The 25,477-nt window shown below is 74.8% G+C and carries 22 protein-coding genes and 3 tRNA genes; 8 read left to right on the top strand and 17 right to left on the bottom strand.

The genetic code is table 11. The annotated features are described in order from the left end of the window. Nucleotides 1–9: 9 nt before the first annotated feature. Nucleotides 10–3,306, bottom strand: a complete 3,297-nt coding sequence (locus RZ50_RS14590) for a S41 family peptidase (RefSeq protein ID WP_196950125.1) — start codon at nt 3,304–3,306, stop codon at nt 10–12. A 135-nt stretch (nt 3,307–3,441) separates the two neighbouring features. Here RZ50_RS14590 and RZ50_RS14585 point away from each other — a divergent pair, with 135 nt between their 5' ends. Then, complete coding sequence (locus RZ50_RS14585) at nt 3,442–5,157, top strand: chitinase (RefSeq protein WP_196950126.1); 1,716 nt, start codon at nt 3,442–3,444, stop codon at nt 5,155–5,157. A 138-nt stretch (nt 5,158–5,295) separates the two neighbouring features. On the opposite strand, the gene RZ50_RS14580 is transcribed toward RZ50_RS14585, so the two are convergent. The 4 genes from RZ50_RS14580 to RZ50_RS14565 form a co-directional block, all read right to left on the bottom strand. Continuing rightward, nucleotides 5,296–5,931, bottom strand: a complete 636-nt coding sequence (locus RZ50_RS14580) for a DJ-1/PfpI family protein (protein ID WP_196950127.1) — start codon at nt 5,929–5,931, stop codon at nt 5,296–5,298. Then, nucleotides 5,931–6,902 carry a GlxA family transcriptional regulator gene (locus RZ50_RS14575; RefSeq protein WP_196950128.1) on the bottom strand — a complete coding sequence of 324 codons (972 nt, stop codon included), beginning with the start codon at nt 6,900–6,902 and terminating at the stop codon, nt 5,931–5,933. Before RZ50_RS14575 ends, RZ50_RS14580 begins: the two co-directional genes overlap by 1 nt. 135 nt (nt 6,903–7,037) lie before the next feature. Then, nucleotides 7,038–7,111, bottom strand: a tRNA-Lys gene (locus RZ50_RS14570). Nucleotides 7,112–7,184: 73 nt separating this feature from the next. After that, entirely contained in the window at nt 7,185–8,093 is a 909-nt protein-coding gene (locus RZ50_RS14565) for an NADP-dependent oxidoreductase (protein ID WP_196950129.1), read from the bottom strand. Nucleotides 8,094–8,279: 186 nt separating this feature from the next. Here RZ50_RS14565 and RZ50_RS14560 point away from each other — a divergent pair, with 186 nt between their 5' ends. Both RZ50_RS14560 and pgi read left to right on the top strand, forming a co-directional pair. Then, nucleotides 8,280–9,863, top strand: coding sequence for a Na+/H+ antiporter (locus RZ50_RS14560; protein ID WP_196950130.1), 1,584 nt, complete (start codon nt 8,280–8,282; stop codon nt 9,861–9,863). Nucleotides 9,864–10,071: 208 nt separating this feature from the next. After that, nucleotides 10,072–11,733, top strand: coding sequence for a glucose-6-phosphate isomerase (gene pgi / locus RZ50_RS14555; RefSeq protein ID WP_196950131.1), 1,662 nt, complete (start codon nt 10,072–10,074; stop codon nt 11,731–11,733). A 107-nt stretch (nt 11,734–11,840) separates the two neighbouring features. Here the strand turns inward: pgi and RZ50_RS14550 are convergent. The 3 genes from RZ50_RS14550 to RZ50_RS14540 form a co-directional block, all read right to left on the bottom strand. After that, a tRNA-Lys gene (locus tag RZ50_RS14550) sits at nt 11,841–11,914 on the bottom strand. 68 nt (nt 11,915–11,982) lie between these two features. After that, nucleotides 11,983–12,540 carry a bifunctional DNA primase/polymerase gene (locus RZ50_RS14545; RefSeq protein ID WP_308271631.1) on the bottom strand — a complete coding sequence of 186 codons (558 nt, stop codon included), beginning with the start codon at nt 12,538–12,540 and terminating at the stop codon, nt 11,983–11,985. A 113-nt stretch (nt 12,541–12,653) separates the two neighbouring features. Beyond that, complete coding sequence (locus RZ50_RS14540; RefSeq protein WP_196950133.1) at nt 12,654–13,010, bottom strand: hypothetical protein; 357 nt, start codon at nt 13,008–13,010, stop codon at nt 12,654–12,656. A 245-nt stretch (nt 13,011–13,255) separates the two neighbouring features. Between RZ50_RS14540 and RZ50_RS14535 the strand changes: the two genes are divergently transcribed. Then, the gene (locus RZ50_RS14535) at nt 13,256–13,582 is read left to right on the top strand and encodes a hypothetical protein (RefSeq protein ID WP_196950134.1); all 327 of its coding nucleotides are present in this window, start codon (nt 13,256–13,258) and stop codon (nt 13,580–13,582) included. A gap of 6 nt (nt 13,583–13,588) precedes the next feature. Here the strand turns inward: RZ50_RS14535 and RZ50_RS14530 are convergent, their stop codons facing one another. From RZ50_RS14530 to RZ50_RS14520, 3 genes are read right to left on the bottom strand one after another with little or no spacing between them, the layout of a single operon-like run. Further along, nucleotides 13,589–14,968: an AAA domain-containing protein gene (locus RZ50_RS14530; protein ID WP_217680540.1), complete on the bottom strand. Its 1,380-nt coding sequence runs from the start codon at nt 14,966–14,968 to the stop codon at nt 13,589–13,591. After that, nucleotides 14,968–16,566, bottom strand: a complete 1,599-nt coding sequence (locus RZ50_RS14525; RefSeq protein WP_196948992.1) for a hypothetical protein — start codon at nt 16,564–16,566, stop codon at nt 14,968–14,970. The genes RZ50_RS14530 and RZ50_RS14525 overlap by 1 nt, the downstream gene beginning before the upstream one ends. Further along, nucleotides 16,563–17,798, bottom strand: coding sequence for a hypothetical protein (locus RZ50_RS14520; RefSeq protein ID WP_196948993.1), 1,236 nt, complete (start codon nt 17,796–17,798; stop codon nt 16,563–16,565). Before RZ50_RS14520 ends, RZ50_RS14525 begins: the two co-directional genes overlap by 4 nt. Before the next feature lie 254 nt (nt 17,799–18,052). Between RZ50_RS14520 and RZ50_RS14515 the strand changes: the two genes are divergently transcribed. After that, nucleotides 18,053–18,709 (top strand): histidine phosphatase family protein, encoded by a 657-nt coding sequence (locus tag RZ50_RS14515; protein WP_196948994.1) that lies wholly within the window; start codon nt 18,053–18,055, stop codon nt 18,707–18,709. Nucleotides 18,710–18,728: 19 nt separating this feature from the next. Here RZ50_RS14515 and RZ50_RS14510 read toward each other — a convergent pair whose 3' ends face one another. After that, on the bottom strand, nt 18,729–20,342 hold the full coding sequence (locus RZ50_RS14510; protein WP_196948995.1) for a tetratricopeptide repeat protein: 1,614 nt from the start codon (nt 20,340–20,342) through the stop codon (nt 18,729–18,731). Nucleotides 20,343–20,614: 272 nt separating this feature from the next. Here RZ50_RS14510 and RZ50_RS14505 point away from each other — a divergent pair, with 272 nt between their 5' ends. From RZ50_RS14505 to RZ50_RS14495, 3 genes are all read left to right on the top strand, one after another. Then, on the top strand, nt 20,615–21,130 hold the full coding sequence (locus RZ50_RS14505; RefSeq protein WP_254802492.1) for a hypothetical protein: 516 nt from the start codon (nt 20,615–20,617) through the stop codon (nt 21,128–21,130). Nucleotides 21,131–21,247: 117 nt separating this feature from the next. Further along, nucleotides 21,248–22,153, top strand: a complete 906-nt coding sequence (locus RZ50_RS14500) for a spermidine synthase (RefSeq protein WP_196948996.1) — start codon at nt 21,248–21,250, stop codon at nt 22,151–22,153. A gap of 191 nt (nt 22,154–22,344) precedes the next feature. Then, nucleotides 22,345–22,800, top strand: a complete 456-nt coding sequence (locus RZ50_RS14495) for a GNAT family N-acetyltransferase (protein ID WP_196948997.1) — start codon at nt 22,345–22,347, stop codon at nt 22,798–22,800. Between the two features lie 51 nt (nt 22,801–22,851). Here the strand turns inward: RZ50_RS14495 and RZ50_RS14490 are convergent, their stop codons facing one another. The 5 genes from RZ50_RS14490 to RZ50_RS14470 all read right to left on the bottom strand — a co-directional run. Then, the gene (locus RZ50_RS14490; RefSeq protein ID WP_196948998.1) at nt 22,852–23,712 is read right to left on the bottom strand and encodes a hypothetical protein; all 861 of its coding nucleotides are present in this window, start codon (nt 23,710–23,712) and stop codon (nt 22,852–22,854) included. A gap of 109 nt (nt 23,713–23,821) precedes the next feature. Continuing rightward, a complete protein-coding gene (locus RZ50_RS14485; RefSeq protein ID WP_196948999.1) occupies nt 23,822–24,268 on the bottom strand; it encodes a DUF4442 domain-containing protein in 447 nt (148 codons plus the stop codon). Between the two features lie 147 nt (nt 24,269–24,415). Beyond that, a tRNA-His gene (locus RZ50_RS14480) sits at nt 24,416–24,491 on the bottom strand. 155 nt (nt 24,492–24,646) lie between these two features. Next, nucleotides 24,647–25,249 carry an oligoribonuclease gene (gene orn / locus RZ50_RS14475; protein ID WP_196949000.1) on the bottom strand — a complete coding sequence of 201 codons (603 nt, stop codon included), beginning with the start codon at nt 25,247–25,249 and terminating at the stop codon, nt 24,647–24,649. Nucleotides 25,250–25,254: 5 nt separating this feature from the next. Further along, nucleotides 25,255–25,477 (bottom strand): hypothetical protein (locus RZ50_RS14470; RefSeq protein ID WP_217680538.1); only part of this gene is annotated, 223 nt, incomplete at its 5' end.

Below are 25,477 nucleotides of genomic sequence, written 5' to 3'. Positions count from 1 at the left end.
GCCCGGGGATCACCCCGTCCGCGGCGGCAGCGGCGGGCGCCGCAGGTCCGGCCGGGGCGTGGACTCCGGCGGGGGCGCCGCCGCGGGGGCGTCCTCCAGCAGCTCCAGGGCCAGCTGGACGGCGGCGACCAGCTCGGGGTGCCTGCCGCGGGCCCAGTCCCGCGGGGTGCGCAGCACGTGCACGTCCGGCTCGACGCCCCGGTTCTCCACCGACCAGCCGAGCCCGCCGCTGAACCAGGAGGCGTTCTTCGGCACCGAGATCTGGGTGCCGTCGCCGAGGGTGTGCCGGCCGGTCATCCCGACCACCCCGCCCCAGGTGCGGTTGCCGATCACCGGGCCGAGGCCGAGCAGCTTGATCGCCGCGATGATCACGTCGCCGTCCGAGCTGGTCGCCTCGTCGGCGAGCGCCACCAGCGGGCCGCGCAGCGCGTGCCGGGGCCAGCGGACCGGCTGGCGGCCCCGGCTGAAGTCCCAGGCGAGGACGTGCTGGGTGAGCTTCTCCAGCACCAGTTCGGAGACGTTGCCGCCGGCGTTGCCGCGTACGTCCAGCACCAGCGCGGGCTTGTCCAGCTCGCGCCGCAGGTCCCGGTTGAACTGCGCCCAGCCGGAGCCGCCGAGGTCCGGGATGTGCAGGTAGCCGCACCGGCCGTCGCTGAACTCCCGTACCAGGGCACGGCGTTTGGCCACCCAGTCCTGGTAGCGGATGGGCCGTTCGTCGGTCAGCGGGGTGACGACGATCCTCCGCACCGGGCCGTCCGGGTCGCTGCGCAGGGCCAGTTCCACGGTGGTGCCGCCGGTGCCGGCCAGCAGCGGCAGCGGTCCGCGGACCGGGTCCACCGGGCGGCCGGCGACCTCCAGCAGTTCGTCGCCGTCCCGTACGCCCTGGGCGGCCAGCGGGGCGCGGGCGCGCGGGTCGGAGGACTCGCCGGGCAGCAGCCGGTGGAACAGCCACCGGCCGTCGGGGGAGCGGTGGACGCTGGCGCCGAGCAGGCCGAGCGGCAGCTGGGCGAGTGTGGGGCCCTCGGCGCGGCGGGACGGGGTGACGTAGGCGTGCGAGGTGCCGAGCTCGCCGAGGAGTTCGCGCAGCAGGTCGGCGAAGTCGTCGGGTGAGCAGACGCGCTCCAGCAGCGGTTCGTACTGGGCGACCAGCGCGGGCCAGTCCAGTCCGGACATCCGCTCGTCCCAGAACTGGTCCCGGACGATCCGCGCCGCCTCGTGGTACGCCTGGCGCCACTCGGCGGCCGGGTGCACGGTGTGGGTGATCCGGCGCAGGTCGACGACGGCCCCGGCGGAGGGGGCGGCGACCGGGACGATCCGCAGGGTGCCGGCCGAGTAGACCGCGATCGAGCCGCCGTCCCCGGAGACGGCGTAGCCGTCCAGCTTGTCGACCAGTGTGGTGCGGGTGCCCCGGACCAGGTCGAAGTGCTCCAGCGAGGGGCGCCCGGAGATGTCCTCGGGGCTGGCGAAGGTCTGGCCGAGGGTGCCGGAGATCGGCCAGCGCAGCCAGAGCAGGCCGCCGCGCACCGCGTCGGTCGCCGAGTACTTGGAGGCGATCACCGGGAACTGGAGCAGCCGCTCGCCGATGCCCTCCGGGTCGATCCGTACGGTGCCGTCGCCGCCGCCGTCGCCGTGCGGGGCGCCGTCCTCGACGGCCGCGGCGAAGGGGGAGGGCGTGTCGGCGGTGAGCGGGACGAGGTACGGGCGGCAGCCGAGCGGGAAGGAGAGGTCGCCGGTGTGCACGTCGTGGACCGGGTCGAAGCCGCGCCAGGACAGGAAGGCCAGGTAGCGGCCGTCCCGGGTGAACACCGGCTGCTCGTCCTCGAAGCGGCCGTCGGTCACGTCGGTGGTCGGCGCGGGCGCGTCGGCGCGGGTGAGCCGGATCCGGCGCAGCGAGCGCCCGGCGGCCGGCTGGGACCAGGCGATCCAGTGCGAGTCGGGGGAGAACCGGGCGCTGGAGACCGGCCCGTAGCCGGAGGCGGCGACCTCGCGCACCTCGCCGTCGGCGGCGGAGACCAGCAGCAGCCGTCCGTCCGAGGCGGCGACGGCCAGTCGGCTGCCGTCGGGGGAGGCGGTCAGCTCCAGGACCCGTCCGAGCCTGCCCGCGGCGAGGATCCGGTGGTGGTGCTGCCCGGACCCCTCGTGCCCGGGCAGCGGCATCACCTCGATCGCGTCGGCGCCCTGGGCGTCGGTGACCCAGGCGGCCTCGCCGGTGTGCCCGAGCACCACCGGCAGCCGGGTCCGCACGCCCGGGGTGTCGGCGAGCGCGCGGGCCGGGCCGTCCCGGTGGGTGAGCCAGTACTGGCTGCCGCGCACGGTGATCACCCCGGCCCGGCCGGTCTGGTCGCAGGCGAGGTCCTTGACCTGGGCGGCGGCGCCGACCTGGTACGGGCGGCGGCCGGCCCGGGCGCCGCCGAGCGGGACGTGCAGCCGGCGCGGGGCGGGGGCGTCCAGGCCGTCCAGCAGCCAGAGGTCGCCGGCGTGCTGGTAGACGATCCGGGTGCCGTCGGTGGCGGCCTCGCGGGCGTAGTAGGAGGCGTGGTCGGTGTGCCGGCGCAGGTCGCTGCCGTCGGGGCGGCAGGAGTAGACGTTGCCGATGCCCTCGTGGTCCGAGAGGAAGGCGATCCGGCCGCCGACCGGCATGGGGGAGGCGAGGTGGCCGGTGTGCTCGGGCAGGATCGGTTCGCCGTCGGCCCAGAGCCGGCCGATGGCGCCGCCGCGGTAGCGCTTCCAGGAGGCGGGTTCGTGCGGGGCCGCGCCGGTGAGCAGCACGGTCCGCTCCCGGCTCATCTGGGCGTCGCCGACCGGGCCCCAGGGCATCCGGCGGCCGGGGGAGCCGTCCAGGGGGAGGGCGTGCGCCCAGGTGTAGTGGCCGAAGGGCTCGTGGAAGGAGGTGACGGCCAGTACCTCGCCGTCCGGCAGCCAGCCGCGCACCCGGGTGTCCTGGCTGCCCCAGAAGCTGAGCCGCCGGGCCTCGCCGCCCTCGACGGGGGCGGTCCACACCTCCGGGGCCGGGCTGAGCCAGCTGGTCCAGGCGAGGGTGGTGCCGTCGGGGGAGAAGCGGGGGTGGCTGACCCGGGCGCGGTCGCAGCTGACCCGCCAGGCCCGGCCGGTGCCGGCGCCGTCGTCGTCGAGCGGGGCGATCCAGATGTCGTCCTCGGCGGTGAAGGTGAGCAGGCCGCCGTGCAGGTGGGGGAAGCGGAGGTAGCCGGGCGGGGTCACCCCTCCATCCTTCGACGGGGTGTCACCCCCGGCAACCGGGGCGGTCCGCCGGGGCGGTCGGGAGGCCTCCCAACCGGTCTGGACCATTGACAGCGCACTGCCGGATCCACTTCAGTGGTCTAGTCCAACTAGGGTGCCAGGCCGGGCCGTTCCCCCCACTGGCGCGTGCTCCGGCGTGCCCTCGGACGTCCCCCACGACCGCGCCATCGCAGGAGCACCCGCATGCGCAGAACCCCCTTCCGCAGGCCCCCCGTCAAGGGGCGCCGGGCCGTGCTCGCCGCCGGCACCGCCTCCGCCGTCGCCGCGGCCACCCTGGTCGGCGTCACCCTGGGCCTGGCGCCCAGCGCCTCGGCCGGCGAGTTCCTGGTCAACGGCGGTTTCGAGTCCGGTTCGCTCGGCCCCTGGAGCTGCACCGGCAACACCGGCAGCGTCGTCACCAGCCCGGTGCACAGCGGCGGCTACGCGCTCGCCGCCGCGGCCACCGCCTCCGACACCGCCCAGTGCGGCCAGACCGTCGCCGTCGCGCCCAACACCACCTACACGCTCAGCGCCTACGTCAACGGCGCGTACGTCTACCTGGGCGTCGACGGCGGCGGCCCCAGCACCTGGACGCCCAGCACCGGCGGCGCCTACCAGAAGCTCAGCCTCAGCTTCACCACCGGCGCCAACCAGACCAGCGCCACCGTCTACACCCACGGCTGGTACGGCCAGGGCACCTACTACGCGGACGACATCTCGCTGGACGGGCCGGGCGCCCCCAGCCCGACGCCCACGCCCACCGGTACGCCCACGCCCACCGGCTCGCCGACCGCGACGCCGACCGGCACGCCCACGGGTACCCCGACCGGCACGCCCACGGGCACCCCGACCGGAACCCCCACCGGCACACCCACGGGCACCCCGACCACCCCGCCGCCCGCCGGCAGCCACGCCCTGGTCGGCTACCTGCACGCCAGCTTCGCCAACGGCGCCGGTTACACCCGGATGGCCGACGTCCCCAACTCCTGGGACTACATCGACCTCTCCTTCGGCGAGCCCACCTCCGTCACCTCCGGCGACATCCGCTTCAACCGCTGCTCGCCCACCGACTGCCCGACCGTCGAGTCCGACGCGGACTTCAAGGCCGCCATCGCGGCCAAGCGCGCCCAGGGCAAGAAGGTGCTGATCTCGATCGGCGGCCAGAACGGCCAGGTCCAGCTGACCACCACCGCCGCCCGGGACACCTTCGTCAGCTCGGTCTCGGCGATCATCGACAAGTGGGGCCTGGACGGGCTCGACATCGACTTCGAGGGCCACTCGCTCTCCCTCAACACCGGCGACACCGACTTCAAGAACCCGACCAGCCCGGTCATCGTCAACCTGATCTCGGCGCTGAAGACCCTCAAGGCCAAGTACGGCCCGGGCTTCGTGCTGACCATGGCGCCGGAGACCTTCTTCGTCCAACTCGGCTACCAGTACTACGGATCCGGCCCCTGGGGCGGCCAGGACCCGCGCGCCGGGGCGTACCTGCCGGTCATCTACGCGCTGCGCGACGACCTCACCCTGCTGCACGTCCAGGACTACAACTCCGGCTCCATCATGGGCCTGGACAACCAGTACCACTCGATGGGCGGCGCCGACTTCCACGTCGCGATGACCGACCTGCTGCTCACGGGCTTCCCGGTGGCGGGCAACACCAACAACATGTTCCCGCCGCTGCCCGCCTCCAAGATCGCCATCGGCATGCCGGCCACCACCAACGCGGGCAACGGCTACATCGCCCCGTCGGAGGTGAACAAGGCGCTGGACTGCCTCACCAAGCTGACCAACTGCGGGACGTACGTGCCGCGTTCGGGCGCCCAGCCGAACCTGCGCGGGCTGATGACCTGGTCCGTCAACTGGGACCAGTTCGGCGGCCGGGAGTTCTCCAAGAACTTCGACGGGTACTTCGGTCGCTGACGGCCCGGTGAGCCGGTGAGCCGGTGACCGGCTGACCTCCTGCCGATCCGCGGGGGCCGTGCTCGGACCCGACACCCGTGTGGGGTGTCCGAGCACGGCTCCCGCCCCGCTCGTCCGGCGGGAGCCGCCGGGCGGGCCTCAGCCCAGCAGCAGCCGGTTCGAGCGCAGCTCGGCGACCAGCTCGGGCGAGGCGGTCGCGATCGAGCCCGCCGAGTAGGGCGGCTGCGGGTCGTACTCGATCACCAGCTGGATCGCCTCCGCGGTCGCGTCCCCGGCCAGCCGGCCGGTCAGCGACAGCGCGAGGTCGATCCCGGCCGAGACCCCGGCCGCGGTCGCGTACTTGCCGTCGAGCACGACCCGCTCCGTCCCGGTCGGCTCCGCGCCGAACCGGGGCAGCTGGTCCAGGCAGGCCCAGTGCGAGGTGGCCCGGCGGCCCTTGAGCAGCCCGGCCGCGCCCAGCAGCAGCGAGCCGGAGCAGACCGAGGTGGTCCAGGTGGTGGTCGCGTCGACCGCGCGCACCCACTCCAGCACGGCCGGGTCGCCCAGCTGGGCCTCCGTGCCCGGCCCGCCGGGGACGAGCAGCACGTCGGCCGAGTCCACCTCGTCCAGGGCGGCGTCGGCGGTGAGCGCCAGACTGCTCATGTCGGTGCGGACCGGGCCGCGCCGGGCGGCGGTGAACACCACCTCGGCGCCCGGGATCCGGGACAGCACCTCGTACGGGCCGACGGCGTCCAGGGCGGTGAACTCGGGGTAGAGCAGAACAGCGATGCGCATCAGTGACCTCCGATTGGTTCGGGACGGAAGCGGCGCCGGTACTCGGCGGGCGGGGCGGCCAGGGTCCGGACGAAGGCGCGCCGCATCGCCTCCGGGGTGCCGTAGCCGCAGGAGCGCGCGATCTCCTCGATGCCGTCGTCGGTGTCCTCCAGCCGCCGCCGGGCGGCCTCCAGCCGGACCCCGTCCACGTACCGGCCCGGGGTGACCCCCACCTCGGCGGCGAAGGCCCGGGCGAAGTGCCGCGGCGACAGCGCCGAGCGGCGGGCCAGCTCCTCGACCGACAGGTCGGCCTCCGGATGCTCGGCGATCCACCGCTGGACCTCGCGCAGCGGCTGCCGGGCCGCCACCTGGGCGGCCAGCTGGGTGCTGAACTGCGCCTGGTTGCCCGGCCGGCGCAGGAAGACCACCAGATGGCGGGCGATCAGCAGCGCGGCGTCCCGCCCGAGGTCCTCCTCGACCAGGGCGAGCGCCAGGTCGATCCCGGCGGTGACCCCGGCCGAGGTGGCGAGGTGCCCGTCCCGGACGTAGATCGGGTCCGGGACCACCTCGACGTCCGGGAAGCGCCGGGCCAGCTCCTCGCAGAAGGCCCAGTGGGTGGTGGCCCGGTGCCCGGCCAGCAGCCCGGCCTCGGCGAGCAGGAAGGCCCCGGTGCACACCGACACCACCCGCCCGGCCCGGCCGGCCAGCTCCCGGATCCGCGCCACCAGGGCGCCGTCCGGGTGCCCGGTGCCCTGCCCGCCGGGGACCAGCAGGGTGTCCACCGGTCCGACCTCGGCGAGGTCCGCGTCCGGCAGCAGCCGCAGGCCGCTGTGGCTGCGCACCGGTCCGCCTCCGGGGGAGGCGGTGGTCACCCGGTACGCCCCCGGCCGCCCGGCGGCGGCGCCCGCTCCCGCGAACACCTCCAGGGGGCCGGTCACGTCGAGGCTCTGCACGCCCTCGTGGAGGACGACGACCACGCTGTGCGCTCTCATGCGGCCAGCCTGTCAGCGGGCCGTGATGGCAGCAATGACCTGTTTCCCACCTTTCCTGCCACGGCCGGGAGGGTCGGAGGCAGGGGAAAACGCCGGAAGGCCCTTCGCTCTCGCGAAGGGCCTTCCGGCTGTCTGTGCGCCGCCAGGGACTCGAACCCCGGACCCGCTGATTAAGAGTCAGCTGCTCTAACCAACTGAGCTAGCGGCGCTTGCTGACGTGGAGAACATTACCTGGTCAGCGGCCGAAACACACAATCGGCCCGGACGCCCGCCCGGCCCGGCTCAGGCGGTCAGCGCCACCTTGCCCCGGACGTGTCCGGTGCCCACCAGCCGGTGGGCCTGCGCGGCCTTCTCCAAGGGCAGCGCCTCGGCGACCTCCAGCCGCAGAGCGCCGGCCTCCCACAGCCGCACCAGCTCGGCCAGCCGCTCGGCGGTGCGGGGCGCCCGCAGCCCCCGGACGCCCAGTCGCTCGGCGCCCGGGTAGTCGACCACGGTGCCGATCCGGTCCCGGTCGGCGACCAGCTCGACCGAGGCCTCCAGCGCGCCCCGCCCGGCCGCGTCGAAGGCCGCGTCCACCCCCTGCGGCGCCACCGCCCGGACCCGCTCGACCAGCCCCTCGCCGTACGCGACCGGGATCGCGCCCAGCTCGCGCAGGTAGTCGTGGTTGCGCTCGCTCGCGGTGCCGACCACGGTGGCGCCCCAGGCCCGGGCGAGCTGGACGGCGACCGTGCCGACCCCGCCGGAGGCGCCGTGCACCAGCACGGTGTCGCCGGGGCCGACCCCGAGCAGGGTCAGCGCCACGTGCGCGGTCTGGCCGGAGGCGGAGAGCGAGCCGGCCTGCTCCCAGGGCATCCCGGCGGGCTTGGCCACCAGCTGGGCGGCGTCCACCGTGACCAGCTCGGCCTGGCAGTTCAGCAGCCGGAAGCCCAGCACCTCGTCGCCGACCCGCCGGCCCCCGGTGCCCGGACCCAGCCGGTCCACCACCCCGGCGAACTCGTTGCCGAGGACGACCGGCGGCTCGACCGTCACCCCGGGCGGGCTCCACCCGTCCCGGATCGCGAGGTCCGCCGGCTGCACCGCGGCGGCGAAGACCCGGACCCGGACCTCGCCGGGCCCGGGCTCCGGATCGGGCACCTGGGTGACCCGCAGGACCTCCGGACCGCCGAACCTCGGCACGGTGACCGCCTTCATGGGGGGCTCCTGTTCGTTCGACCACAGCCCGGCCGGGTGGCGTCCCGGCCGTTCGAATGCTCTTGATCCTCGGACTTGAAGTCGGCTTGAGGTCAAGCCCCTGTTCGGCGCGTCTTCACCTATGGGCCCATTGTCAGATTTATCCTGGACGGCGCTCAGCCGTCCGTCGTCGAGAGGAACGTACCCGTGGGCCAGCTGCCCCTGTTCTTCCTGGTGCTGCTCGCCTCCGTGGTGACCATGCCCCTCGCCCGCAAGACGGGAGTGCCACAGCCGGTCCTGATGACCGTGCTCGGCATCGTCATGGCACTCATCCCACAGATCCCGGACATCCAGCTCGAACCCGAACTGATCCTCCCGCTGGTCCTGCCACCGCTGATCTTCGCGGTCGCCCGGCGCTCCTCGGTCCGCTACTTCAAGGCCAACGCCCGCTCGATCCTGCTGCTGGCCATCGCCCTGGTGGTGGTCACCACGGTCGCGGTGGCCGGGGCGGTGCACTGGCTGCTGCCCGCCCTGCCGATCGCCGCCGCGATCGCGGTCGGCGCGCTGGTCTCCCCGCCCGACCCGGTGGCCGCCGTCGCGGTGGCCGGCAGCGTCGGCCTGCCCCGGCGCCTGGTGGCGATCCTGGAGAGCGAGGGCCTGTTCAACGACGTCACCGCGATCGTCATCTACTCGCTGGCCATCGAGGCCGTGGTCAGCGGCGACTTCTCGATCGGCCACGCGGCGCTGCGCTTCGTCCTCTCCGCGGTGCTCGCCGTGGTCGTCGGCGTCGCCCTCGGCTGGGTCAACACCAAGCTCGCCGAGCGCCTGGACGACCCGACCCAGCAGGTCGCGCTCAACCTGCTGGTGCCCTTCGCCGCCTACGCCCTCGCCGAGGAGATCCACGGCTCCGGCGTCCTCGCCGTCGTGGTCTGCGCGCTCTACCTCGCCGAGCGGGCCGCCGACGCGGACGCCGTCTCCTACCGGCTGGTCGGCAACGCCTTCTGGGAGGTGGTCGAGATCCTGATCACCGGCGTCGCCTTCGGCCTGATCGGCCTGGAGCTGGCCACCGTGCTCAAGGAGGCCGGCAGTGGCTGGACCGGCTTCATCGGCGACGCCGCCGTGGTGATCGGGGTCGTGGTGCTGGTCCGGCTGCTCTGGCTGCTGCCGGCCGGCTGGCTGTCCCGGCGGCTGCGCAGCGGCGAGGACGAGGACACGCCGTTCAGCTGGAAGGAGAGCGTGATCCTCTGGTGGTCCGGCATGCGCGGGGTGGCCACCGTCGCACTGGCCCTCGCCATCCCGCTCACCCTGCACTCCGGCGCGGACTTCCCCGAGCGCGGCCGGCTGGTCTTCATCGCCTTCAGCGTGGTGCTGTTCACCCTTCTGGTCCAGGGCCTCACCCTGCCCTGGCTGGCCAAGCGGCTCGAACTGGACATCGACCAGGACAAGCACGAGCAGGCCGTGCGCCAGCTCTGGTGGCGGGCCGCCAAGGCCGGGCTCAAGCGGCTCGGCGAGCTGGAGGAGCAGGACCGGCTGCCCACCGAGGTCGCCGACCGGCTGCGGGACCGTCAGCACGACCGGCTGGCCCGGCTCTGCCCGGAGAACTACGCCGAGGAGGAGGCCGCCGAGGCCAGGCTGCGGATCTCCCAGTGGCGGGCCGCCGCGGAGGTCGAGCAGGAGATGATCGCCGCCTCCCGGCGCGAGATGCTCGTCGCCCGCAGCGAACTCGGGGCCGACCCGGAGCTGGTGGACCAGGTGCTGCGCGGGCTGGACCTGCGCTCCGAACGGAAGTGACGGGCCGTCCGGCCACCTGGCGGCGTGGTTCCCGTCCGGTGGCCGGAATGCGCACGACCCGCCCCGGGGTTGCATAGGCTGAACCCGGGCAGGCCGTCAACGGAGTCGGCGCCACCAGTACCCGCACGACCTCGCACAGGCCCTCACCGCTTGGGCCCACCGCCTGGCCCTGCCGGTTTCTGCACCCAGATGAATCGAGGAACCACCGATGTCGGAGACCCGCGCCGACGCCCGCACCCCGCTCGACCGCACCCCGCAGTGGGCCGCCCTGGCCAAGCACCGGACCGAGCTGGGCGAGACCCACCTGCGCGAGCTGTTCGCCGCCGACCCGGAACGCGGCCGCCGCTACACCCTGCAGGTCGGCGACCTGCACGTGGACTACGCCAAGCACCTGGTCACCGACGAGACGCTGGAGCTGCTGCGCGAGCTGGCCGCCGCCACCGGCGTCGCCGAGCTGCGGGACGCCATGTTCCGCGGCGAGAAGATCAACAACACCGAGCACCGGGCCGTCCTGCACACCGCGCTGCGCGCCCCGCGCGACGCGGTGATCGAGGTCGACGGCGAGAACGTGGTGCCCGCCGTGCACGCCGTCCTGGACAAGATGGCCGGCTTCGCCGACCGGGTCCGCAGCGGCGAGTGGACGGGCCACACCGGCAAGCGCATCCGCACCGTGGTCAACATCGGCATCGGCGGCTCCGACCTCGGCCCCGCGATGGCCTACGAGGTGCTCCGCTCGTACGCCCGGCGCGACCTGGACGTCCGCTTCGTCTCCAACGTGGACGGCGCCGACCTGCACGAGGCGGTGCGCGACCTCGACCCGGCCGAGACGCTGTTCATCGTCGCCTCGAAGACCTTCACCACCATCGAGACCATCACCAACGCGGTCTCCGCCCGCGGCTGGCTGCTCGACGGCCTCGGCGCCGGCACCGAGGCGGTGGCCAAGCACTTCGTCGCGCTGTCCACCAACGCCCAGGGCGTGCAGGACTTCGGCATCGACACCGCCAACATGTTCGAGTTCTGGGACTGGGTCGGCGGCCGCTACTCCTACGACTCGGCGATCGGCCTCTCGCTGATGATCGCCATCGGCCCGGACGCCTTCCGCGAGATGCTGGACGGCTTCCACCTGGTCGACGAGCACTTCCGCACCGCGCCGCCGGAGAGCAACGTCCCGCTGCTGCTCGGCCTGCTGGGCGTCTGGTACGGCGCGTTCTTCGACGCCCAGGCGCACGCGGTGCTGCCGTACTCGCACTACCTGTCCAAGTTCACCGCCTACCTCCAGCAGCTGGACATGGAGTCCAACGGCAAGTCGGTGACCCGCGACGGCACCCCGGTCGACTGGCAGACCGGCCCGGTGGTCTGGGGCACCCCCGGCACCAACGGCCAGCACGCCTACTACCAGCTGCTGCACCAGGGCACCAAGGTGATCCCGGCCGACTTCATCGGCTTCGCCAAGCCCGTCGCCGACCTGCTGCCGGGCCTGGTCGCCCAGCACGACCTGCTGCTGGCCAACTTCTTCGCCCAGACCCAGGCGCTGGCCTTCGGCAAGACCCCGGAGGAGGTCGCGGCCGAGGGCGTGCCCGCCGAGCTCGTCCCGCACAAGACCTTCAAGGGCAACCACCCGACCACCACCGTCCTGGCCGGCGAGCTGACCCCCTCGGTGCTCGGCCAGCTGGTCGCGCTGTACGAGCACAAGGTGTTCGTCCAGGGCGCGATCTGGAACATCGACTCCTTCGACCAGTGGGGCGTCGAGCTGGGCAAGGTGCTCGCCAAGCGGATCGAGCCGGTGCTGCTCACCGGTGAGGGCACCGAGCAGCTGGACAGCTCCACCGCCGAGCTGGTCGCCCGCTACCGCTCGCTGCGCGGCCGCTGAGCCCCGGCCGGGCCGTCCGCCGCGGCGGACGGCCCGGCCGACCAGCCCCGTACGAGGGAAAACGCCGGAAGGCCCTTCGCTTTCGCGAAGGGCCTTCCGGCTGTCTGTGCGCCGCCAGGGACTCGAACCCCGGACCCGCTGATTAAGAGTCAGCTGCTCTAACCAACTGAGCTAGCGGCGCCTGCTGACAGAGAAGACTCTAGCAGCGCCCCGCGTCCGGGCCAAAATCGAATACCGGTCGCCCCGCGTTCACCCGCCGGTCACGACGGCCGGCCCGGCGGGGGCCGCGGCGCCCGGCTCGCGCGCCGCCCGTACGCAGGCCCACAGCACCGTCGAGGCGCCGGGCAGCCAGGGCTCCCGGTCCTCCGGGGCGACGATCCACCGGCCGGAGCCGTGGCCGGGGGAGTCCGGGCCGTGCACCATCCGCTGCAGGGGCGGCACGGTCACCGCGTCGCCCTGGCCGTGGCACAGCAGCGGCGGGACGTCCCGGGCCCACTCCTCCCAGGCCAGCAGCCGGCGCAGCCGGGGCCCCGCGCCGGGCCGGACGAACAGCAGGACGCGCCCCCGGTAGCTCGCGACCGGGCCGCAGCCGGGGCCGGAGGCCCACAGCTCGTCCAGCACCCGGCGGCCGAACAGGGACGGCATGCTGATCACGTCGAAGGCCCGCCCGCAGGGCAGCACCGAGGGTGCCCACGGCCGGGCCTCCCACAGGGCGCGCATGCTGCCCGGGTACTCGCTGGCGGAGGCGAGCCAGGCCTCTCCGGCCGCGGTGACGTACTCCACCGACTGGTGCATCGAGATGTCCACGCCCAGCAGCCTCGGGGGTGCGGACCCCCGGTGTGGCGGAAAGCGTCGTTCGCCGGACAGGGCGGCGGGGCATCGCGTACCCTCCGCCGCTGGCATATGCCAGAGGCCCGGACTCAGTCCTCGTGGCGGCGCGGCTGGAGCAGGCCGCGGCCGTACTCGATCATCTTGGCGGCGTAGTCCGGGGTCCAGTCCGCCCGTTCGGCGATCTCGGCGTTCGACAGCGCGTCGAACCGGCGCGGGTCGGCGAGCTGCGCGGCGGCGACCGCCTGGAAGTCGGTGGCCCGCTCGGCGGCGGCCCGGAAGGCCAGGGCCAGTTCGGTCGAGCGGCGCAGCAGCTCCGCGGGGTCGTCGATCGACTCCAGGTCGAAGAATCGTTCCGGCTCCGGCTCGGCGGACTGCGGCTCGAACAGCAGCTGCGCGGGACGCCGGCGCCGGGTGGGATCGGGCGCCTCGGCAGGGGAGTCGGGCATGGACGGACACCTCCGGGGTCTCGGTGGGGCGGGCGGGGCTGCTCCGGGCCGCGCCGCCCGGTTGTGGCCGTCGTCCATTGTCTCGCGAGGGCGGCCGGTAGCGGAACGGTGCGTGCGCGGGCGCTATTCCCCAGCGCGCGCCGGGGGCGTGCCCCGGGCGCCGGACATCCGGATCGCATGCGAACCGGTTGTCCTGGCGTAACGGTCACCCCGGAACCCACCCCCCCGAACCAAGGAGCACGCCCGTGTCCGTATGGAAGATCCTCTCCGCCGGCGTCCTGCTGGCCGCCGCAGTCCTGGCCGCGGCCCTCCTCGCCCCGACCGCCGCGCCGCGACCGGCCCTCGCCGCCGAGACGGCCCAGGTGGTCACCGGCCCGCCGAGCGGCCCGGGCGGTGTCTCGACGGCGACCTGCCCGTCCGGCACCCACCTGACCGGCGGCGGGTACCGGCTCCAGCCCGACGCCGCCGGACCGGTGCGCGCCACCGGCCCGACGGCCGACGCGACCGGGTGGAGCGCCCAGGCCGCGCACGGGTCCGTGGTGGCCTCCGCGATCTGCGAGACCGAGGACTGACAGCGCCTACCGCAGGCGGACCCGGTGACCGCTCAGGTGCGCGAGCACCTGGTGGTTGGCCTCCCAGCCGTCCGGGAAGGCCACCGGGACGCCCAACTGGACCGGCTCGGTGGACGGGTGCTCGTCCAGCAGCTCGGCGATCCCGGCCCGGGCCACCACGATGCAGGCGTGCCGGTGCCGGGAGGCGAGCACGCAGAGCCGGCCGGTCTCCAGGTGGAAGGCGGTCGCGTCCGGGCGCCCGGACAGCGGGTGCAGCACCACGGTGACGTCGTACTCGCGGCCCTGAAGCCGGTTGGCGGTGTCCACCGTGACGGCCGGACCGACCGTGCCGTCCACCGGCACGCCCGCCTTGAGCAGGGCCGCCCGGACGGCCGCCGCCTGGTCCCGGTGCGCGGTGCCGACGGCGATCCGGTCCGCGGTGAGCGGGGCCTCGCCCTGCTCGGAGTGCGCCGTCAGCCCGCGGTCCAGCAGCCGCCGGACGGTGGCCGCCACGGCCGCCACCGCCTGCGGGTCGGTCCGCACGGTGTGCCGGGCGGGCAGCTCCAGCAGCGCCCAGCCGTGCTCGGCGGCCCGGTCGATCACGGCGTCCAGCGCCGAGCCGTCCGGGCGGACGGCGGCCGTCAGCAGACGGTCCCCCGGGCCGGTGCCGGAGCGGAACGGCGTGTACGGGTAGAACGCCCGCGAGATCAGCGGCGCCGCACTGGCGGGCAGCCGCCAGGAGACCGGCAGCCGGTGCGGCTCGATCTGCGGGTTGTGCGCCAGCATGGTCACCACGGCGCTGCCGGACGGGTCGTACGACAGCCCGGCCCACTGCTCGGTGCCGACCACGGTGAACGGGTCCAGCTGGCCCGGGTCGCCGACGAACAGCGCCCGTTCGAACAGCCGGGCCACCGCGAGCAGGGCGTCCGAGCGCATCTGGTACGCCTCGTCGACGATCGCGTGCCGCCACGGCGCTTCGGCCCGCACCCACTGCCACTTGGCGGAGGTGGAGATCACCACGTCGTGCTCGACCAGGTCGGCGACCTTGTCGGAGGGCGTGACGTTGGCGTGCTTCAGCACCTCCGGGCCGGGCCGGGAGTCCGCGGCGTGCAGCCGGCCGATCGTCAGTTCCGGCGCCTTCTCGGCCAGTCGGCCGACCAGGTCGTCCACCTGGCCGTTGGTCTGGGCGACGATCATCAACCGCTCACCGGCCCCGACCAGCTCCCGGGCGGCCCGCACCACCAGGGTGGACTTCCCGGCGCCGGGCGGGGAGTCCACCACGACACCGCGCGGGGCGCCGGCCGGCGGGTGCACGGTGGCGGCCAGGATCCGGGCCACGGCGGCGTCGGCGGCCGCGCCCGGGGAGTGCTCGGGGCCGCTCCCGGCTCCGGGGTTCAGCTGGGCCATCACTCCCACTCCTCGGAGGCGGGCGCGGCGGGTACGGACGCGGCACCGGGCGGGCCGCCGTGGGTCCACGGGGTGTCGTCCGGCTCGGGCAGCGGCGCCGACTGGCGGACCGTCAACTCGAACAGGGTGAAGGTGACCGGCTCGCCCGGCTCGGGCAGGCTGCCCGGCTCCGGCTCCTTCTTGCGGCCCATGCCCGACAGCACCCGGACGGTGATGGTGCCCTCGGCCGGGTCCACGGCCACGATCTCGGCCTTCTGTGTCGACGGGCCGTGCACCCGGTGCACCTCCCGGCCCAGGTCGGCGTGCGGGCGGTCCGCGGTGTGCAGCGTGACCAGCGGGCGGGGCTTGGGGGAGCGGCCGGTGGTGTCGTACTCCAGGACCACGTCGGCCACCACACCCGCGAACGCCTCGCCGGCCAGCCGGTGCTCGGCCATCGCCAGCGGGTCGTCCAGCGCCTCCTGGACGTCCAGCCTGGTCTGCTCGCGCTCGCGCTGGGCGAGCTTGCGGGCGGCGGTGACGGCGTCGTCCTGCCGGGGCTGCGGGGGCTCGCCGGCCGCCAGCCGGTCCCGGTGGCCGGTGTAGGACCAGCGGTCGCCGGTCCAGCGCTCCTCCAGGTGGCCGGCCGACGGCAGGGCCCGCAGCAGCTCCAGGCCCCGCCACACGTCGCGCCAGGTCGGCAGCAGGACGGCGGTCAGCACCTGCTCCAGCTGGTCGACCGCCGCCCGGACGGCCGCCCGGGCGCGCTCGGCGGCGGTCCCGTCCCGCTGCTCCGCGGCGTGCTGCAGGGCGGTGACGGCGGCGTCGTAGCGGGAGATCGCCGGGCCCAGCACGAACTCGTCGAAGCGCGGATCGGTGGCCGGACCGGCCGGCGGGTGCAGCAGCTGCCCGTGCTCGTCGCGCCCGGTCTCGACCAGCTCGGCCGCCCGGGCGCCTCCCAGGCCCTCCGGCGGGTCGTGCCAGGCGAGCCGGGCGGCCAGGTGCTGGTCCTCCAGGTGACTCTGGCCGGTGGCCCAGTGCCGGGAGAGCAGGCCGGTCATCGGCAGCAGCAGGCTGGAGCCGGGCACCTGGGCGCGGTCGGTGAGGTGGGTCAGCCAGCGGCCGAGCAGCGGCACCCGCAGCGGCGCCGGGTACGGGCCCGGCTCGGCGTCCTCGGCGGTGCGGCGGAAGCGGGTCGAGCGGCCGATCAGGGCGAGGTGGTGCACCCCGGCGCCGTTCGGCACGATCAGCTGCGGCGCGTCGGCGCACAGCTCGCGGAACACCTGGGTCTTCTCGCCGGTCTCCGGATCCTTCTCGGAACCCTCGATCTGCTCGACGTCCTCGGCGAAGGACTCCAGGTACGGCAGCAGATCGGCGGCCAGCTCGGCCAGGAAGTCGAACCGCAGGGTGCGGTTGAGCGGCTGCGGCACCAGGTGCAGCCGGGGCGCGTCCCGGTCGGTGCCCAGCATCACGGCCAGGGGCGCGCCGGACTCGCCGGCGGTGGTCAGCGGGACGAGGACCATCGGGCGCTCCGACAGGTGCCGGTGCCGGACGGTGGCCAGCGGCTCGGCCCGTCCGCTGCGGACGGCCTCCAGCCGGGCGAGGGTGGTGAGCAGACTCATGCGCCGGCACCCAGCGCTTCCGCGCGCAGGGCGGCGGCGTAGGCCAGACGCTCGGCGGCGTCGTCCGTACCGACGCCGTCCGGGTCGCCGTCGTCCGTGCCACTGCTGGTGGTGCCGCCGTTCGTGCCGGAGGCGGCGGCCAGTGCCCCGGCGACCGTACGGATGCTGCCCAGTTCGCCGCGCACGCCCCGGCCGAGCTGTTCGACCCGGCCGTCGCAGCGGGCCTGGGCGCGGCAGTGAAAGCCGAGCTCGCAGGTGGAGAGGCAGTCCGGGCTGTACGTGGCGGGAACCGCCTCGACCGCGGCGGTCAGCTGCTCGGTGGTGCGCGCCGGGGTGCCCTCCTCGTCGGCGGCCAGGTCGAAGTCGGTGCCCGGTGGCAGCGCCTCCAGCAGCCGCCCGATGCCGGTCATCCGGCTCAGCTGGCGGCGGGTGGTGGCCAGCTCGCGGCGGACGTCGACGGCGACCGCCGTCGGCCGGTTGCCGAAGTCCTTCGGGCAGACCAGCAGCACGCTGGTGCGGGGGCTGCCCGGCAGCCGCTGCTCGGTGTACGGGTCGTCGGCGAGAGGCTGCCCGGCGGCCGCGGCGGCGGCGCGCTGGAGTGCCAGCACGTACACCGCGGCCTGGCGGGCGGCGGCGCCGACCTTGGCCGGGTCCGCGCTGCCGTCCAGCACCGGGAAGGACTTGATCTCGATCACCGTGCAGCGACCGCCGTGCACCACCAGGGCGTCCGGCTCCAGGTAGGCGGTGCCGCCGGCCACGTCCAGGCGCAGCATCGGGTGGTCCAGCAGCGTCCAGGCCTCCGGCTCGGCGGCGGCCCGGGCCAGCGCCTCGGCCGTCCGGTCGGCGCGGACGGCCGGGCCGGAGCGGTGCAGCAGGTCCGGCACCAGCAGCGGGGCACGGTCGTCCGCCGGGACGCCGAGGTGGGCGCGGAGCGGCTCCAGCAGCGCGCCGTAGTCGTCCGCCTTCAGCCGGGACTCGAAGATCACGCCGCGGGAGATCGCGAACGGGGACTGGCCGAAGGGGGCGGGGCGGCCGAGCCGGGCGGCCAGCGCCGTCTTGTCCACCCCGGCCGCGTCCAGCACGGCACGGCGGTGGCAGCCGGGATTGGCGGCGAGCGCGGCGAGGGAGCGGGCGTTCAGACTGCGCTGCGGGGCCGGTCCGCGCAGCTCGGCGAGCCGCTGGGCGAGCGGCTCAGCGGGCCCGCTGGGCGGGACGTTCGTCGAGACGTTCATGGTGCGGCCCAGTGTCGCATCCGGGTCGGACAACGCGGTGACGACGGTGACGACGGGACGGTGAGGACGACGGTGAGGGTGACGGTGGCGAGGGGACGGTGAGGGTGGCGTCGACGGCGGCGACGCGGTGCGGACCGGCCGGAACCGAGTGCCGCCGGGCCCGGGATCGTGGCCGCGCCCCGGGTGGGGGATCATGGAGCCCGGTGCTCAAGGGTGAGACCGACCGTTGACCGCCCCGCTGCGAGGAGCCTCCCATGCCCGCCCGAATCGTGCTGGTCCGCCACGGCGAGACCGAGTGGTCGGCCACCGGCCGCCACACCGGCCGCACCGACATCCCGCTGACCGAGGAAGGCCGGGCGATGGCCCGGGCGCTCGGCACCCGGCTCGCCAAGGCACCCTGGAACGGGCTCCCGGACGCGCTCGTCTACACCAGCCCGCTCGGCCGCGCCAAGGAGACCTGCGAACTGGCCGGCTTCGGCGACCGCGCGGTGGAGCGCCCGGAACTGATGGAGTGGGACTACGGCCGCTACGAGGGCCGCACCGGCGCGGACATCCGCGCCACCGACCACCCCGGCTGGCTGATCTGGCGCGACGGCGTGCCCGGCGGCGAGAAGATCTCCGAGGTGGCCGCCCGGGTGGACTCCTTCCTCGCCGGCCTCAACGAGGAGCACGGCGTCCCCGACCCGGACACCACCGTCATGCACTGCGCCGACCGGGACGTCATCCTGTTCGCGCACGGCCACCTGCTGCGCATCCTGACCGCCCGCTGGCTGGGCCTGCCGCCCGAGTTCGCCCAGCGGTTCAAGCTCGGTACGGCGGCGCTGTGCGTGCTGTCCTGGGAGTACGGCGCCCCGGCGGTGGAGGTCTGGAACGACCTCTCCCACCTGGACGGTCTGAACTCCGGCCACTGAGCCGATCGATGGTGGTCCGTCAGGCCGCTGCGGCCTGGTCGTAGTCGACCAGGAAGCGGCGGACCTCGGGCACCGCGGCGTGCCGGCGCAGCCGCCCCGCGGTGTCCGCCAGCATGCTGCGGATCCGGGCCGAGCGCACCTCGCCGAACAGCGCGACGGCGGCCGAGCCGTGGTGCGCCGCGCCCGCCAAGTCCCCCCGGCCGAGTCGGTCGTGGGCCAGTTCGGCGGTGTACAGCACCCGGTTGCGCACGAAGTGCGGCTCCTGCAGGGCTATCGCCAGCGCGGCCTGCTCGCTGGCGCGGTCCCAGTCGCCGAGCGCGGACCAGCACTGCGACTGGAGGCCGGAGATCTCCGCGTCACCGAAGAAGGACATCCACTCCGGATCGTCCTCGGAGGGGCCCCGGTCGAAGAGCGTGTAGGCCCGGCTGATCGCCCGTTCACAGGCGGCGCGGTCCCGCAGGAGGGCCCAGGCGCCGGCCTCGCGCATGGCCAGCAGGGCGAGCAGCCGGTCGGAGCCCAGCTGCCGGGCGGCGGCCTGCCCGGCCTGCGCGGCGCGCAGCGCCTCGCGCGGGCGTCCGGTGTCCCGGGCCAGGAAGGCGCTGTTGCAGAAGACGTGCGCCTCCAGCGCGGAGTCCCCGGCCATCCGGGCGGTGGCCAGCGCCTCGGCGTAGAACGAGCGGGCGTCCGCGAGCCGGTTCGAGTCGTGGGCCAACCAGCCGACGGAGATGGCCAGTTCGCCGGCCCCGGACTGGAGTCGGCGCTCCGTCTCGGCGCTGTAGTCGCCCTCGTTGAGCAGCAGGTAGGCGGTGCGCAGCGACTGCCCGGCGAGTTCGTACAGGGCGTCGGCGCCGTGTGCGTCGTCGGCCAGTCTGATCTCCCGGACGGCCTGTTCGACGCCGAGCACCTCGGCGGCGCCGACCTTGCGCGCTGGTGGCACCGGCCCGGGCCGACCGGGCACCACCGGGTCGAAGCCGAGCAGCGGTGGTGCGGCGAACTCCGCACCGGGGGCGGCACCTCGGCCGGTGGCCGGGCCGAAATCGGCACCGGCGGCGGGATCGGCGGCGGCCGACCGGTCGATGCCGATCACGGCGGCCAGCGCGGTCGAGCCGCCGGCCAGGAACGTACGGCGACGCACGTCGTCGTTCTCCTCGTCGAGATAGGGCGATCCATCGGGCCCCCTGGGCACCGCGCCGACCACCGGCCACGGGGGCCCTTCCGGAGCGGCTGGATCCGCGTACGGCGAGGCAGCGTACGGGAGTTGAGTGGAGAGCGGTGAGCGCGGGGCGGGCGGGGGCGGGAACGGCGGGTGGAGCGGTGGGGCCCCGGCGGCCCCGCGCCCGCCGTCCGCCGGGCGGCAGCGGACGGCGGTGCGGGGGGTGAAGCCGAGGTCGGCGAGCGTGCGGTCCGGCCACATGTGCCGGAAGACCCGCTCGTAGGCGTAGTTGGGACAGCGGATCTCACCGGATTCGACCCGCCCGACGTAGCGGGCGTCGCAGGACACGTGCTCGCCGATCTCCCGGGCGGCCCGGCGGACGGCCATGGCGAACTCGCCGGGTGAGCGGTTGCCGCGCAGGGCGCGCATCACGGCGTTGGGGGACGGTCGGTTCGGCTCGGCCGGTGGGGTGGCTGCCATGGCGCCGAGAGTACTCGGAGTCACCGAGTGACCACAGTCGGTTTGTGGGAGATATGGGGTCAATCCGGCACAAAGAGGGCGTTGTTGCGGGATATCCGCCATGAAATGCCATGCCTTGCTGTAAGGCGCCCCGTGGCCTCACACGTCACCGCCGCGTTGTCCTGGTACGTGGAAGCCCAGGCCGCGTCCCGGCCCGTCCCCGCCCCCGGTGGCCCCACCCCCGGGGGTCGTGCTTCCGACCCGACGAGGCAACAGAGGTAACAGGAGGGCCCATGATGGCCACCGGACTGCCGCAGCGCCGACCCGTCCCCGGGGGCGTGCTCGCCGGCGCCGCCCCCGCCCTGCTCCCGGATCCGGCCGACGACCGGTTCCCGGGCCGGGGTCCGGTCGAGGGCGGTCGTGGCTCCTGCGGCGGTCTGCACCGCGAACACTCCGGCCCGGAGGGCGGCACCCTGCTCACCACCTGCGACACCGTGACGGTCGCGCTGCGGCACGGCCTGGAGGCCGTCGACATCCTGCGGCTGCGCCGCGCCTGCGGGGCCGTGCTGCAGAGCCGCAACGGCAGCACCGTCTCCTTCCTCGTTCCGGCCGGCACCTGGGAGACCTGGCACCTGCCCGGCAGCTCCTGTTCGGCGGGCGCCATGCTGCCCAGCGCCACCGACCCGCGGTGGGTGATCCCACCGTCCGGATCGGGCTGCATCGCCCGGCCCACCGACGCCTGGGTACTCCGCTCCGCCCTCTGCGAGGCCGCCTGCACGCTCACCGCAGGCGGCCTCGGTCCGTTCTAGCGGGCGTGCCGCGCGGATCCCGCCGGGCCGTCGAACCTCCGGCCGGATCCCCCCGGCACGCCCGTCCCCGGGTTCCGACCTGCGGAGTCGTTCCGCGCGGCGGCGATAATGGCCGGCATGGGACGAAGCAGCAGAACCGCCCGCGGCAGCGAGACGGAGACCACCACCGGGCCGGGCGGCCGCACCCACGCCCAGGGTCCGCTCATCCGTCCCGTCGGCTCCGGTCTGGCCGAACTGCGGCCCGACCGCGACCGCCCCGCCGCCTGGACGCTGCTGATCGACGGCGCCCCGCAGTCCCTGGTCGACCTCGCCGACCCGACCCACCTGGGCTTCGAGTACCAGCGCCGACTCGGCCACCTGATCGACCTGGCCGCCCCGCCCGGCCGCCCGCTCACCGTCCTGCACCTCGGTGGCGGCGCCCTCACCCTGGCCCGCTACGTCGCCGCCACCCGGCCGCGCTCCCGCCAGCAGGTCGCCGAGATCGACACCGAGCTCACCGAACTGGTCCGCGCCGAACTCCCCCTGGAGCGCGGCTGGCAGATCAAGGTGCGCGGCGCGGACGCCCGCAGCGTGCTGGAGCGCACCCCCGAGGGCAGCGTCGACCTGGTCATCACCGACGTCTTCTCCGGCGCCCGGACCCCGGCCCACTGCACCAGCGTCGAGTTCGCCGCCCTCGCCGCCCGCGCCCTCGCCCCCGGCGGCTGGTACACCGCCAACATCGCCGACGGCGCCGCCCTGCCATTCGCCCGCTCCCAGGTCGCCACCCTCGCCGAGGTCTTCCCCGAACTCTGCCTGACCGCCGACCCGGCCGTGCTGCGCGGCAAGCGCTTCGGCAACCTCATCCTGGCCGCCGCCCACACCCCCCTCCCGATCGCCGAGCTCAGCCGCCGGGTGGCCTCCGACGCGGCCCACGGGCGCGTGGAGCACGGCCGCTCCCTCGCCGACTTCACCGCCGGTGCCACCCCGGCCACCGACGCCACCGCGGCCCCGTCGCCGGTGCCGCCCCCGGGCGTCTTCCGCTGAGGGGGCCTTCCGCCGGGGGGCCTTCTTCCGGCGTCGTGGCGTAGGACGGCGCGGCGCAGGAGGTCGTGGGGTAGGACGGCGCGGGGCAATCGGTCGCGGGGTAAGAGGTCGCGGCGTAAAACCGTTGGCAGGCGACCGAGTTGCGGCGGACAATGGCGTCGCCGTCCGACCGTCGATCCGAGGGGGAGCTCATGCGCATCCGACCCGCCCGTCCGGACGAGGCCGAGCTGCTTACCGGCATCGCGCTGCGGGCCAAGGCGTACTGGGGCTACGACGAGGCGTTCATGGCCGCCTGCCGGGAGGAGCTGACCCTCGACGCCGCCGCGATCGAGCGGGCGTCGACGGCGGTGGCCGAGGACGACGGCCGGGTGCTGGGCTTCGCGGCGCTCACCGGCGCTCCGCCGTCCGGCGCGCTGGCCATGCTGTTCGTCGAGCCCGAGCTGATCGGCCGCGGCATCGGCCGGGCGCTGTTCGAGCACGTCCGTGGTCAGGCCCGGGCGCTCGGCCTGCGCAGCCTCACCATCGACTCCGACCCGAACGCCGAGCCCTTCTACCTGGCGATGGGTGCCACCCGTGTCGGCAGCACTCCGTCCGGCTCGATCCCCGGGCGTGAACTCCCGCTGATGGAGCTGGTCCTGGCTCCCTGACGAGCGCCCTGCGGCGGGTCACGCGGCAAGGCCGGTGCGGCCCGGGCCGGTTCAGTGGCCGCGGGGCAGTCCGCGGTGCTTGCACATGGCCGCGCCGGTGAGCAGCAGTCCGGCCACGATGGGGGCGATGACGGCGGTCGCGGTGGCGGAGCCGTCGTTCACGGCCGTCACGGTCGCCGTGTCGGCGAGGGCGAGCGTCTCGGGCGTCCCGTCGCCCGTCGGTGTGGCAGGGGCTGCGGCCGTCTCCACAGCCCCTGCAGCGTCGGCGGTTTCCGGTGTGCTCCGCCCGTCGAGGGCCGTCGCCTCCTGGACCGGCGGATCCTCGGCCTCCTCGGGGCGGGCGGTGGTGGCGGAGGAGGGATCGGGGCCGGGGTCGAGGGAGCGGAGGCGGGGCCGGGGGGCGGCGGGGAGTCCGGTGGGCGCGTCCTCCCGGGAGTCGTGGGTCTCGGCGCGATCCTGGGCGGGGGCGGTGTCGAGCAGGCCGGAGGCGATCGCGAAGGCGTCGGGGACGGCCGCCCGCTGGCCGGGGAGGGGGAGACCGCCGGCCCGGATCCGCTGCCGGAGGTCGCCGTCGACCGGGCCGCCGCCGGTCGGTTCCCCGACCGGCCCGGGGGAGCGGGTGGGCTCCCCGTCCGCCGGATTCCCCGGTTCGGCGGGCCGGACGGCTGACCGCCCGTCGAGCGCGGTGACGCCGGGCGAGGTGCGGCGGACGACGGGCCTGGCCTGCTGCGCGGGGGGATCGGCGGTGGCCGCGTACGCGACCGGTGCGCCCGCGCCCCAGAGCTGTGCGAGCAGCGCGCCGCCGACGGCGACGGCGCGCGGGTGGGGCAGCCACCGGGCGAGCGCCCGCCGTGCTCCGGCGACGCCGCGGGGGGCGGGTTCCTGGGGCCTGGTCGCGTGATTGGCTCGCACGTGAATTGAGAACGAGCGGGCCGGTGGTGAGGTCACGCCCGCCGTCACGGACAGTCATCGCGGGGGCGGCCCCGGAGCGGTGGGCCCGGGGCCACCGGCCGCGCGGCGGTCAGGAGTTGGGACGCAGGGTCCAGGTGACCGTCATCACACCGGTGACGGCACCGTCGGCCCGGGTGATCTCGACGGTGACCGGGAACTCGGGGCGGCCGCCGGCGTCCAGCTCGGCGACGACCTCGGCGGCCGGGCGGCCGAGCACGGCGGTGGCGGTGACGTCGCCCATGGCGAGCTTCTTGTAGGCGATCTCGGCGTTCACGGCGAGCGGCACGGCCCGGGAGAGCTGGTCCCCGAAGGCGGCGAGCACGATGCAGCCGCTGGCGGACTCGGCGAGCGTGAACATCGCGCCGGCGTGCGGGCCGCCGACGTGGTTGTGGTACGCGGGCTGGTCGGGCAGCCGGAGCACGGCGCGCTCAGGGGTGGTCTCCAGGTACTCCAGCTTGAGGGTGTGCGCCATCGGCACGGTGGAGTCGAGCAGCTGGCCGATCGAAGGTGTGGTCATGGCGACGATGTTACTAGCCGGTAGCTTCTCGCGGCAGGGGTCGGCCGGAAAAGCCGGACCACCGTGCACAACTGAGACCGTGCAGATTGAGGGGACGCGAAAACGCCTGAGGGGCCGATCTCTTGAAGAGATCGGCCCCTCAGGCTCTGGGGTGAGTGACGGGACTCGAACCCGCGGCCACCTGGACCACAACCAGGTGCTCTACCAACTGAGCTACACCCACCATCTGTCCGGTCCGTTCCCGCTCTCGCGTTCCCGTTCCGACAGGAAGAACTCTACAGGATCCGAGAGGGTGCTCGCGCCAGGGTTTCGCACCGGCGGACACGGGCACCCTCCCCGACCCCGCGGCGGGCGTCCTCGCGGACCCCGCCGGCCGGGTCAGTCGGCCGTGCCCTGGTACTTCGCGGCGATGGCGCGCGCGGTGTCGGCGTCCGGGCCGGGCTGCGGGACGAACACCGCCTCGCGGTAGTACCGCAGTTCGTCGATGCTCTCGCGGATGTCGGCGAGCGCCCGGTGGTTCCCGCCCTTCTGCGGGCTGTTGTAGTACGCCCTCGGGTACCAGCGGCGGGCCAGCTCCTTGATCGAGGAGACGTCCACGATCCGGTAGTGCAGGTGCTTCTCCAGCGTGGGCATGTCCCGGGCCAGGAAGCCGCGGTCGGTCGCCACCGAGTTGCCGCACAGCGGCGTCCGGCCGGCCTCCGGCACGTGCTCGCGCACGTACGTCAGGACCAGCTCCTCGGCCTCGGCCAGGGTCACGCCCTGCTCCAGCTCCTCCAGCAGGCCGGAGGAGGTGTGCATCTCGCGCACCACCTCGGGCATGTTCGCCAGCGCCTCCGCCGGCGGGCGGATGATGACGTCGACACCCTCGCCGAGGATGTTCAGCTCGGAGTCCGTCACCAGCACCGCGACCTCGACCAGGGCGTCCCGGTCGAGGTCGAGGCCGGTCATTTCACAGTCGATCCATACCAAACGGTCATTCACGCAACTCACCCTACGGCGCGATCACGCGCCGCGGGGACCGGTGGAGCCGAGCGCGGTGCCGGAGCGCAGGCCTCGGCCTGGTGCTCCTCCACCACGTCGTGCTCGCCGTGGCCGTCCGGGAGCTCTCCCTCCCGGCCGGTGCGCACCGCGTGACCGTCCCGTCCGGGCCGGACCTCGCGGGCCGCCCGGGCGCCGTCCACCGAGGCGGCCCGGCCGCCCGGGGCGCGG

Source organism: Kitasatospora sp. SUK 42, assembly GCF_015776785.2.
Taxonomy (GTDB): domain Bacteria; phylum Actinomycetota; class Actinomycetes; order Streptomycetales; family Streptomycetaceae; genus Kitasatospora.
This window is presented reverse-complemented; position numbering and strand designations above follow the sequence as displayed.